General features: G+C 31.9%; 9 protein-coding genes and 3 tRNA genes. 9 read left to right on the forward strand and 3 right to left on the reverse strand.

Going from position 1 to position 12,076, the window contains the following annotated elements:
- Positions 1-138 precede the first annotated feature (138 nt).
- The 4 genes from NH26_RS13755 to NH26_RS13775 all read left to right on the forward strand — a co-directional run bounded on the left by NH26_RS13755 (position 139) and on the right by NH26_RS13775 (position 4,145).
- Positions 139-498: an Hpt domain-containing protein gene (locus NH26_RS13755; RefSeq protein ID WP_044225991.1), complete on the forward strand. Its 360-nt coding sequence runs from the start codon at positions 139-141 to the stop codon at positions 496-498.
- Entirely contained in the window at positions 498-1,436 is a 939-nt protein-coding gene (queG, locus tag NH26_RS13760; protein ID WP_044225987.1) for a tRNA epoxyqueuosine(34) reductase QueG, read from the forward strand. Before NH26_RS13755 ends, queG begins: the two co-directional genes overlap by 1 nt.
- Before the next feature lie 426 nt (positions 1,437-1,862).
- A complete protein-coding gene (locus tag NH26_RS13770) occupies positions 1,863-3,338 on the forward strand; it encodes a BatD family protein (protein ID WP_052432131.1) in 1,476 nt (491 codons plus the stop codon).
- Between the two features lie 3 nt (positions 3,339-3,341).
- The gene (locus NH26_RS13775; RefSeq protein WP_044225981.1) at positions 3,342-4,145 is read left to right on the forward strand and encodes a hypothetical protein; all 804 of its coding nucleotides are present in this window, start codon (positions 3,342-3,344) and stop codon (positions 4,143-4,145) included.
- Positions 4,146-4,210: 65 nt separating this feature from the next.
- Here NH26_RS13775 and era read toward each other — a convergent pair whose 3' ends face one another.
- Both era and recQ read right to left on the reverse strand, forming a co-directional pair.
- On the reverse strand, positions 4,211-5,104 hold the full coding sequence (era, locus tag NH26_RS13780) for a GTPase Era (RefSeq protein ID WP_044225978.1): 894 nt from the start codon (positions 5,102-5,104) through the stop codon (positions 4,211-4,213).
- 214 nt (positions 5,105-5,318) lie between these two features.
- Entirely contained in the window at positions 5,319-7,466 is a 2,148-nt protein-coding gene (recQ, locus tag NH26_RS13785) for a DNA helicase RecQ (protein WP_044225976.1), read from the reverse strand.
- 701 nt (positions 7,467-8,167) lie between these two features.
- Here recQ and NH26_RS13790 point away from each other — a divergent pair.
- Positions 8,168-8,530 (forward strand): response regulator, encoded by a 363-nt coding sequence (locus NH26_RS13790; protein WP_044225973.1) that lies wholly within the window; start codon positions 8,168-8,170, stop codon positions 8,528-8,530.
- Between the two features lie 26 nt (positions 8,531-8,556).
- Positions 8,557-10,326, forward strand: a complete 1,770-nt coding sequence (locus NH26_RS13795; RefSeq protein WP_044225970.1) for a tetratricopeptide repeat protein — start codon at positions 8,557-8,559, stop codon at positions 10,324-10,326.
- Between the two features lie 17 nt (positions 10,327-10,343).
- Here NH26_RS13795 and NH26_RS13800 read toward each other — a convergent pair whose 3' ends face one another.
- Positions 10,344-10,709, reverse strand: a complete 366-nt coding sequence (locus NH26_RS13800; RefSeq protein ID WP_044225967.1) for a hypothetical protein — start codon at positions 10,707-10,709, stop codon at positions 10,344-10,346.
- A 931-nt stretch (positions 10,710-11,640) separates the two neighbouring features.
- On the opposite strand from NH26_RS13800, the gene NH26_RS13805 reads away from it, so the two are divergent.
- The 3 genes from NH26_RS13805 (at position 11,641) to NH26_RS13815 (ending at position 11,919) form a co-directional block, all read left to right on the forward strand.
- A tRNA-Gly gene (locus NH26_RS13805) sits at positions 11,641-11,713 on the forward strand.
- Between the two features lie 40 nt (positions 11,714-11,753).
- Positions 11,754-11,837, forward strand: a tRNA-Leu gene (locus NH26_RS13810).
- A gap of 9 nt (positions 11,838-11,846) precedes the next feature.
- A tRNA-Gly gene (locus NH26_RS13815) sits at positions 11,847-11,919 on the forward strand.
- Positions 11,920-12,076 lie beyond the last annotated feature (157 nt).

Genomic DNA, 12,076 nt, shown 5'->3' on the forward strand with positions numbered 1-12,076 from the left:
TATTAGCGATTACCTTTTAGTTCAATAAAATTTGATATTTAACTAAATTAATGATTATGAACCTGATAATAATCTTCTCTATAGTTATATCTACATGATTGGATAAACGAGTAATTATTTATTTACGTTTTCAAGTTAATGGAAACAAATTATTTAAAAACTTATCGAACGATTCCACTTATAAAACAGAATGTTTGGATAAAAATTAAGAACTTTGTCCGTGAGGAGCAATTAGGTAAATTACTTCACACTTTCGAAGATGATTTAAATGAATTAATATCAAAAGCAAAGTTTAGTGTTCAAACTAAAAAGAAAGAAGAATTAGACTCATGCTTACACACTCTTAAAGGTATAGCAGGTACTATTGGAGCAAGTAGACTTCAAATTATGGCCAAAGAAGCAGAGTCTTTAGATATTAATACAATCAATGAAAATCATTTTATCGAAAAAATAGAAAAATGTGGAATCGATTCCCTCCGGGAAATGACTAAATTATAGTGAATACAACATCACAAAAAGAAAAAAATGCCGCACTTATTAAAGCAGAAGCAAAACGCTTAGGCTTTAGTGAGTGCGGTATTGCTAAAGCTAGATTTTTAGAAGAAGAAGCAGATTTTTTAGAAGATTGGCTCAAAAAAGGGATGCATGGAAAAATGGGCTATATGGCCAATCATTTCGATAAACGATTAGACCCGACTAAACTAGTGGAAGGAGCAAAATCGGTTGTGATGCTTTCTTACAATTATTTTCCAGAAACAGATTTCGCTAGTAATGAAACTTATAAAGTAGCAAAATATGCCTATGGAGAGGATTACCATTATGTCATAAAACGAAAGTTGAAAGATTTAGTGAAATTCATCCAGTCGCATATAGGTGAAGTAGATGGAAGAGTATTTGTTGATTCTGCACCAGTAATGGAACGTGCTTGGGCAAAACAAGCAGGTTTAGGATGGGTGGGAAAACATTCTCTACTGTTAAATAGAAAAATGGGTAGCTTTTTTTTCTTGGCTGAACTTATTATTGATCTAGAACTACAAGAAGACCCACCAATCAAAGATTATTGCGGTACATGTACACGCTGTATTGATGCTTGCCCAACAGAAGCGATTCCTCAAAAGGGTGTAGTCGATGGAAGTAAATGTATTTCTTATCTAACGATTGAGTTGAAAGATCAAATACCAGAAGAATTTTCGGGAAAAATGCAAGATTGGATCTTTGGATGCGATATTTGTCAGGATGTTTGTCCTTGGAATAGATTTTCAACACCTCATCAAGAAGATAATTTTTTACCTCATGAAAATTTAGGTGATTTGAAAAAAAAGGACTGGGAAGAATTAACTGAAGATGTTTTTAAAGAAATATTTAAAAAGTCAGCAGTAAAAAGAACAAAGTTTGAAGGTTTAAATCGAAATATTCTTTTTGCAAAAAAAAGGTGATTATCCTTAAGAATAATCACCTTTGATATTTTTGATAATGTTTTGATTAACCTACTAGTGCGTAAGTGCTTATTTGTTTATTGCATTCATTTTGAATCATAAATGCAAATTTTGGGAAAGTAATTTTTCCCCATGATCTTAATGATAATACTTCATTTATAGATAAAATTCCTAGAGATTTGCGTAATTCTTTCAAAAAGAGATGACGATCAAAAGAAACCTTCTTTAAAATGATTTTAGAATATTCGAGCATGATCGGGTTTACTTGGTTGTGTTATTAAATAAAAAGATGGACAGTAGACTTTTAATACATTGTCCATTCTAATTTACGAAAAAATAGTGTAATAGTTACATTTTATTTCATTGATGTAAATTTTTTAGATTTTTTTTACATTTTTTTTAGTTACGAATGTTGATCTTTACAGCATGAAAAAACTTACATATATCAAATACAATTCTATAGATCTAATCAAAGGGTTATTATTATCCTTTTTGATGTTGGCAGGGACCACTACTTTTGCTCAACAAGTTGAACTTAATATTGGAAAAACTGATATTGGTATTAATGAAAGTTTTGAAATCACTCTTACCGTTAAAAACGGAAGAATGAATAATTACTCGGAGTTTCCTAATATTAGTGGTTTTAGAAAAGGTAGACCTTCCTCTTCGTCTCAGACAACAATTATTAATGGACAGGTATCTACTCAGCAAAGTGTCACTCAGTTGTATCAACCAACTAAACAAGGAACATTTAAGCTGAATGCTTTTACTATGAAAGTGGGTGATAAATCAGTTAACCATCCTGGAGTAACATTAAAAGTAGGCAAAGCAGTACAAAGACAATCTTATGATCCGTTTGCTGATTTTTGGGGTGGAGGAAATTCAATGAGCCAAAATCAATCAAGTCAACAATTTATAGATGTAAAAGCAGACGCTTTCTATGCTGTTAGTACAGATAAATCATCTGTTTATAGAGGAGAGGGTTTTAAGATGGATATTTCGTTCTTTATCGCTTTATCTAATAAGGCTGAATTGGAATTCTATAAAATGGATGAACAAATCACTAATATTCTAAAAGCAGTTAAGCCTAAAAACTGTTGGGAAGAGAATTTTAATATAGAATCTATACGTCCACAAATTATTACCATTAATGGGAAATCTTATAGACAATATAAAATCTATGAGGCGATGTTCTATCCGTTAAATACTGAAGATATAGTTATACCTACTACTAAATTAGAGATGATAAAGTATCAGGTGTCTAAAAGACAGTCTTTCTTTGGTAGAAATAGAAAAGAAGATAGAGAAATTTTTACCTCAAGAGGAAAAACTATTCGAATCAAAGATTTGCCTGATAATCCTATGAAGGAAATATCTAGCGTGGGTAATTATAGATTAAGAGATAAAATAAGTGATAAAGAACTACAAACAGGAGAAAGTATCACTTTTGAATTTAAAGTAGAAGGAGATGGTAATATTAACTCTATCCGTCAACCAAGCTTAAGTGAAACAGATTCTTTATTATTCTATCCTCCAAGTGTATCACAAAGCATTAATAGAACTAATGGAAAAGTGTTGGGTTCTAAAACTTTCCAATACTACATCGAACCGCAAGAGCCTGGAGTTTATGAATTAAAAGATTTTATCAAGTTATCTATTTTTAATCCTAGAACTAAGAAATACCAAACGTTGTATCCTAATGGAACAATTACAGTAAAAGGCGAAAGTCTAAGAAATGCTCAGATTTCTAAATCAGACTTAGGTTCTTTTTATGATGCCATGAAAAATGCCGATAATTCTATAGTGATGATCAATCAAACTAATTGGGTTCAAATATTTTTGAACATCTTTGTAGTCATAACTATCGGATTAACTGTCTTCTTCTATGTGAAGAAATTTTAGCCTATGAATACTATATCATTTAAATATATCGCTCTTTTCTTTTTTACTGCAGTCTTATGTTCTTGTGAGGCTTTTGTAGATACAGAACCTCCAAAAATAGAACGATTTACCGTTAATGGAGAAGAAGCCGGGTCAGAGCCAGTGGTAGATACTTTATCAACGGATATTCTTATTGTTGCCTACATGACAGACAATGAGGGATTATTTTCGTATAAGTTGGGTTTTGATTATGTAGGGGTAGATAACTCTCCTGGTTTAAGATTTCCTCCTTATTTAGTCAGAGAAGATACTTTTGCAATTGCTGGAGCTCAGACAGAGATATCAAAACAATTTAGGGTAGCTTCTGCACAAACAACGGAATCCCTTTATGCTGCTTCTGGAGAATATGAGATATATATGGCTGCTAAGGATAGATCTTTTAATAATAGCACGACAACTCGTTTTGCTATTGAGTTTAGGAACTACGCACCTTATTTTAAGTTTCCTGATTACGAGAAGGATTCCATTGAAGTAAAAAACACAGAGACAATTACGATCAATGCATATATGGATGATCTTGATAATAACATGAATAATTGTTTTATGTTGATGTATCTTAAGATCCCAACGGATACTTTAGAGTCAGGATTTTATGACTCTCTAGTGAATGATTTTATGTTGACACCTCCAGTTCCTGGTGCAGGGAAATATGATGTATCAGAAATGTATAACTTTCCTGATACGGGTCAATATGAGTTAAGAATGAATGGATTAGATCAAAGAAGAAACAGCACATTAGCAAGTATATATTATCATGTAAACCCATAATACTTGATATTATTTGCAAGCATAAAAAAATCCCTTAAGATGTTGTTCTTAAGGGATTTTTTTGTCTAGTCGTTTTTATAACCAAACATTTTTAGACTCTTATCATTTTTTCTCCAATCAGCATCTACTTTAACATGGGTTTCTAAAAAGACTTTCTTCTGAATGAATTTTTCGATTTCTTTTCTAGAATCAGCCCCAACATGTTTCAGTTTAACACCGCCTTTGCCAATAATAATACCTTTCTGACTATCTCTTTCTACCATAATAGTAGCACGGATTTTCACGATGTCAGGAGTCTCTTTATAGCTTTCTACTAGTACCTCACAAGAATAAGGAACTTCATCTTTATAATGCATAAATATTTTTTCTCTGATAATTTCAGAAACAAAGAAACGCATTGGTTTATCTGTCAGTTCTTCTTTATCATAGAAAGCTTCGTGTTCTGGTAAAAGACTAAGGATCTCTCCTAGAATAGCCTCTACATTAAAGCCATGTAGCGCAGAAACAGGCATTAATACCTTTGGATTTAGTTTTTCTTTCCAGTATTGAATTTTTTGTAACACCTCATCTTGTTTCGCTAAATCAATTTTATTGATGATTAAGATGATGGGTGCCTTCGCTTTTTCAAGCTTTATTAAAGCATCCTTCTCCTTAAATTGCTCAAAAATATCAGTAACAAAAAGAATAACATCTGAATCATTGAGGGAATTATCAACAAAATCCATCATCGATTCATGTAATTCGTATTTTGGATTGATGATACCTGGAGTATCAGAATAAACGATTTGATATTCATCGGTACTCATAATCCCCATAATACGATGTCTCGTAGTTTGTGCTTTTGAGGTAATAATGGATAATCGTTCTCCAACAAGTTGATTCATCAATGTAGATTTACCAACATTAGGTTTACCAACAATGCTTACAAACCCGGCTTTATGTTTCTTTTCTTCACTCATTTTTAAGAAATAAGGATTAATTAAGTGTCAAATTCTATTTTGAAATGTAGTTCAATACGTACTCTCTTGTGTTAGAGAGTTAGGTGTAGAACAATAAGCTGTTCTATAAGTAGTAAGCCAAAAATAAATCATAATTGATTCTTGGCTTAGTACTTAATGACAAATATCTATAAAAAATGGCCAAAGTGTACTGATTGTATGAATAAAATAACAATCACATTTTCACCGCTTCCATTCTATTTTGATGAGCAATACCAAAATAGATACTTGTATAAGGAATTTCGCCATTGAAATAATCAAAGATAGCTTTTACTCCTTTATTCGATCCCATCTTTCGAATACAATCATCGATGGCATCTAATTCTTCTTCAGTAGTAAATTTATAAATATCGATATTATAACCCATCTCATACAAACTGGCAAGATGACTAATAATACTCTGATCTTGCAATTGTCTTTCTTGGGCTATCTGATGAACAGAAAATCCTTGTTGGTACAATTCATAGGTTAATAAAGAAGTACTTCCTGTAATCTTAAACCCTTCTTTCGATTTCTTAATGATAAAATGAACAATTAACCCAATAAATTCATTACCGTATTTTTTGAGTTTCATTTCACCAACACCAGAAATAGACATCATTTGATGCACCGATATTGGCTTTTTCTCTGCCATATCTTTTAAAGTGGCATCATTAAAGACAACATAAGGAGGAATATTTTCTTTATCAGCAATATCTTTACGAAGTACTCTAAGAGCTTCGAATAACTCACGTATAAGTTGTTCTCTAGCAGAAACTTTCTTAGTAGCTGTTTTCGTAGATGGTGTACTCCTAAATTGAGACAGCTTGGCAAAATTAACAGGGAATTTACCCGCTAAAACCTGTTCTCCAGTAGATGTCACTCTAAATGTATTATGAAAATCGTAAGCAATTTCAATTAAACCTAAATTGAGCATCTGTTGTAAGTACAACTGCCAATGATCATAACTGATATCATTTCCTGCACCATAGGTTCTGATATTATGATAGCCTGCATTGACTAGATCAATACGTCTCGATCCTCTTAAAATATCTATCAACATACCTGTTGATAAACTTTTATTCATCTCTCTATGTACCCTAATGATGGCAGACATAGCCTTTTGAGCAATCACAGTACCATCAAATAATTCTGGAGGGTTACGACACACGTCGCAATTGCCGCAATCTTTTTCTAAAGTCTCTCCAAAATAACTTAGTAATATTCTTCTTCTACACGTTCTAGTCTCAGCATATTGCTGCATTCTTTCTAGTTTGGACAATTGCAATTGATGCTGCCCGGCATCGCTTACCATATCTCTAAGTTGCATCACATCTGCAAACGTATAGAAAAGCATAGTATCAGATGAAAGACCGTCTCTTCCTGCTCTACCAATTTCTTGATAATAACCTTCCATATTTTTAGGAAGATTATAATGTATTACCCACCTCACGTTGGGTTTATCGATTCCCATTCCAAAGGCAATTGTAGCACAAATAATAGGGATATCATCTTTAATAAAAGCTTCTTGTACTCGAGAACGTTCATCAGCATTCATGCCAGCATGATAATACATAGCATTATAACCTGCGTTCCTAAGTTTTGTAGCAATAGACTCTGTACTTTTTCTAGAAAGACAATACACAATTCCCGATTGGTTATTCCTCATTTCTAAGAATTTGATAATCTTTTCAATTCTCTTCTGTCCGGCTTCTACCCTTAAACTTAAATTAGGACGGTCAAAAGAAGAAATGAACCTCTTAGGGTTATTCATTCCTAATTGAGAAGAAATATCATTTCTTGTAGCCTTATCAGCTGTTGCGGTTAAAGCAATAAATGATAAATGAGGTAAACGTTGTCTTAATGTAGCTAATTGAGTGTATTCAGGTCTAAAATCATGTCCCCATTGAGAGATACAGTGTGCTTCATCAATGGCAATAAAACTGATGTTTAAATTACAGATGTAATCCATGAAATTACCAGAAATAAGTTTCTCTGGAGAAACATACAAAAGCTTAAGTCTTTGATACTTTAAATCTTCCTCGATTTCTCTTTGTTCTGCATAAGATTGAGTACTATTTAAAAAAGCAGCAGCAACACCATTTGCTTTTAAACTTTCTACCTGATCTTTCATTAAAGCGATCAAAGGAGAAATAACAATAGCGGTACCTTGAGAAATAATAGCAGGAATTTGGTAGCAAATAGACTTACCCCCACCTGTAGGCATAAGTACTACTGCGTCTTGTTTGGAAAGAACACAATTGATAATGTCCTCTTGCATTGGTCTGAATCGATCGTACCCGAAATAATGCTTCAGGGCTTGTTGAGCAGTGGAAATATTCATCAATTTAATTTAAAAAGAGAATGAGTGGAATGTAAAATAAATTGACCTATCATATAAAGTTCTTATACAGTTTCTTGGTTTATTCTTCGAAGTATACTCCCGAATAATAATTAATTAAAAAATTAAAGATTTTATGATCAGGTACTTTTTAACATAAAAGACAATTTACTACAATTTGAATTTAATAAAAAAGATGTTTAAAAGCATTCGGTAAACACTTACGATTTCTAATTACCCTATTAAATCTATAGTTTAAAACTTCATAATAATTAGTCGTTTGATTATTAATATGATAAGTTTTGCATTTTTTAATGATAATAATCAAAATTTTTATTGTATTACTTGCGAAAAAGTTAATATTATAATATGTTTACAATCAAGAAATCAAACAAAAGGCTTTTTCATTATGAAAAATGCAATTTAGTGTGACTATAAGAAATATGATGCTTAGCATCAATTTATGAAAGATTTCGATGGAAGTTTAAATAATTGAATTGGTTAGGAAAGAGGTGAGTTTTGCTCACCTTTTTTTATTATCTCATCTTTTTGTATTAAACCGTAAAGAATTGTTTATTTTTGTTTTATGATGATAGTGTAATTGATTCAGCATATTATTTTATCACTAAAAGCACTGCGATTATTTTTTAATAAAGTGATAAAAAGAATCAATCTCTCATAATTAAAGACTTATAATATATAGAATGAGCAATTATAAAAACGTATTCGTAATCGACGATGATCCTACTAATAACATGATCTGTCGAAAAATGATTGAAAAAACCAATTTTGGGGAAACGGTTTATACATATACAGAAGCTAATGATGCTGTACAATCATGGGATGATGTTCAACCTGAAATAATTTTCTTGGATATCAACATGCCTCCTAGTACAGGTTGGGATTTTTTAGAACAATTAGCTGAAAAAGGTGTTGATGCACCTAAGGTGTATATGCTTTCTGCTGAAGTAACAGTAGATGATAGAAAAAGAGCAGAGCAATACAAAGAAGTAGAAGGTATCATTATTAAACCCTTAACTCCAACTAAACTAAGTGAGTTAAAGTAATTTCATTTTTAATTATCAATCTATTCGTGGTAGGTAGAAAACAAGTATATAAGCGTTTATGTGAGGGGATTGGAATTTTGATATTTGTACTACTACCTCATTTATTGTTTGCACAGAATTTTGAAATAGACTCTTTGTTAGTAGAACAAGAGGAAATTTCTGAAATTCAGTATGAGCTAGATTCTTTACTGTCTAATAATTTTCATGTCGAAGCCCAACATTTATCTGACAGTATCATTACTCTTGCCAAAGAGAAGTACTTAAATACGGATGAACGTATCGTACTACTTCATAAACGTTTAGCAGAAAAGTTTGCCGATAAAGGGTATTCCAATATCGCTTCTCAATACCTTCAAAAAGGGTTGGCAATTCTACGAGCACAACCCACTCCTAATTATGCTTTTATTGGTGATATGTATATGTATTTGGCACATATATTCAGACATCATCAACTTTCTAACATTGCAATTAATTATTTTGAACAAGCCACTGATGCTTACGAACAAGCTAAGGGAATGAATCATTATTATAATTTGATTAATGCCTACATGACCTTAGGTAATTATCATTTTGAGATTCAAAACTTTGGTTCATCAACAAGCTATTATACAAAAGCATCGGACATCATTGCTGAAATGGATACGGAATATAGAGAAGATATGTTTATCATTCTAAACCGTATTGCTACAGCACATTCTTCCACTGGTTCGTATAGATTGGCTTTACAAAACTTATCTCGATCTAAAGAAATTGCCAAAAAAGTATTTGGTAAAACTGCATTAGAAATACAAAGAGTAAATGAACAGATTGCCAATGTTTATTTTAAGAAAGGAGATTATGATTCTGCCAATATCTATGCTTTAGAATCGCTTGATATTCTGAATAGAAATATCGGAACTCAAGATCAGAGGCAGTCTTATATGAGGCAAAATACAGAGGTATTCTTTAATAAAAGGAAGTACAATTACGCTCATGTTTGGTATCGTAAATTATTCGATGATTTATTAAATACAAATAAGGAATTGAATGATGTGAACGATATTATTTCCTGGTATACTAGAATTGGGGGGAAATTTGAGAGAGTGTCTCAAGATAGTATCGCTTTATTGATATATAATGAATGCTTAGTGGTTAATCAAAAATCTTTTGGAGAGGATAACCTGAAAGCGGCAGAGTTAATGCATAAAATATCTAGAACCTTAGCGAAGGTGAGAAAATATGAAGAAGCTGAAGCTATGACCAATAATGCTTATGCATTAGAATGGAAAATGGGTGCATCAAAAGACAGTACTCAATTGGTTGTACAACAAATTGATTTGGCAGGGCTGTTATTACAAAAAGGAGATACCATACAAAGTGTTGAGCTTTATGAAAAGGTAATTGAAACGGAAAAAAATAATGAAAGTCGATGGAAAGCAATGGCTTACAATAACTTATCGATGATTCATTTTTCGAATCAATCCTACGATTCATCTTTTTATTATGCTTCTAGATTGTTGGAGTATTATAACAAGAATTACGGTCGGGATTATGTAAAGACAATGGGTTGTTATTTGTTACTTGGAAATATAGTTTTTGGAATGGGGAAAGAACATGATGCCGTAGAAAACTATTACAGTAAACCTATACGGTTATCGCCCAAGCTATTTATTAAACATAATGAGGTAGCATTACAAGCCAATCTTAACCTGTCAAATTACTATCTCAAAGAAAATAAAGAAGACCTGTCTCACCGCTACGATAATTACGCAAGGGAGATACAGGTCTATATATCTTCAGGTAAACAATACCCTTAAAACGAACTAGTTTTGAATTAGCTGTTTTTAATTTCGCTCAATTTAATATTTAAAGTATCTAAGATACTTTTTAAGTGACGTTCTAATTCTGCCCAAGCCATTACAGGATCCACTGAGTTTACGTCTTCTTTGTAGTTTGCTCCTACTTCTGACATGAACTTTTCTAAAGTATCAAGGTTAAACGTATGAAGTCTTGTGCTGAATTTATGCTTTACTGCACTGAATAAATCAGAATCCTTATCTTCCAAAGCTAGTTTTAGTTTAGGAAAATCAGTTTCAAATTCATCAATAGAAATACTAAGAAAATCTATATAACCTTCTTTATCTCCTTCAAAAAGTGTATCTGTGAAACTAAAATCCATAGGATAAGTTGAAATTGCCATGATTAATTAATCCTTTAAAAGTAATAAATTCTTTCTATATATCAGTAAGATCGAGTCTGTTTGTTATTAAAAAGACAGGATATGTAAAAAGAACCCTTATTGTCTACACAAAGATAAATGACTTTAATACGGTAATTGTCAATAAGTCCTTAATAAAAGTAAATCAATAACGATCATTATAACTTCAACATCAGCTTTCTATCATTTTAATAAAATAATCACGCTTTTTTTGATAATAAACAGGGTAATCTAAATTAAAACTGATTATCATTTTATCAATTCTTTCTTTTTTATGAAATATTGATAACCTAAGTTCGATGAAAAAGGCTATTTAGAATTTTGGAAGAATACTTAAGAGTGTAAATTTTTTCCTAAAAGAGCCCTTGACTTTTCATTATTTAAGATCAAAAAATTAATTGTTGGCAGTTTTATCAAAAAGATTTATTGATGATCTGACCAAAAATATTCTTTTAGAGCAATTTTTTTCTCTTTTTTTTGATGGAAAGTTTAGAGTAAATCTTAAATCAAAGAGAATTATTAAAAAAACACAGCATTTTTTTTAATCAATCTCGAGACTTGAATAGATTTTTTTGAAGAAAAATAGAGGAACCGCCAGTAATACCCTCTTATTTTTTCACCTTGGAATTGTAAATAAATGTCAAAATATAACCAAAAACGTAAATAAAACTTAATAACCACTCTCAAGGTGAAAGTGATTGCAGCAAAAATCAGAGGAGGCAAGTAGGAAGAAATGAGTGATTTTATAGTGCTCCAAAAAAAACTTCAAAAAAAAATAATAAAATTAATATTGATAATCAGATAGTTTACATTCGTTTATTACTTTTTTCGAAAAAACTTTTGGAAATATAAAAAGTCGCCTTACCTTTGCATCGCTTTCAACGGAAAGACACACAGATGAAAAGGACATCAAGCGAAAATAGCTCAGCTGGTAGAGCGCAACCTTGCCAAGGTTGAGGTCGCGGGTTCGAACCCCGTTTTTCGCTCAAAAATGAAATCCTTTCATCTCCAATCAGAGATGGTTGGGCCGGAATGGCGGAACTGGTAGACGCGCAAGACTTAAAATCTTGTGAGGGCAACCTCGTGTGGGTTCGATTCCCACTTCTGGTACTAATAGCAGCGAAAATAGCTCAGCTGGTAGAGCGCAACCTTGCCAAGGTTGAGGTCGCGGGTTCGAACCCCGTTTTTCGCTCTTGGTATGTACCAAGTGATAAACCTAACAGATTAATTTCTGTTAGGTTTTTTTTTATTCTTAATTTTTTGGTGTTATCTGTACATTTTTTTGCATTTAATTGTGTTGCTACTCAATACTTGTTACATTTGCATGTTTTTAATTTTACTTGGAGAGG

It is taken from the genome of Flammeovirga pacifica, assembly GCF_000807855.2.
Taxonomy (GTDB): Bacteria; Bacteroidota; Bacteroidia; order Cytophagales; family Flammeovirgaceae; genus Flammeovirga; species Flammeovirga pacifica.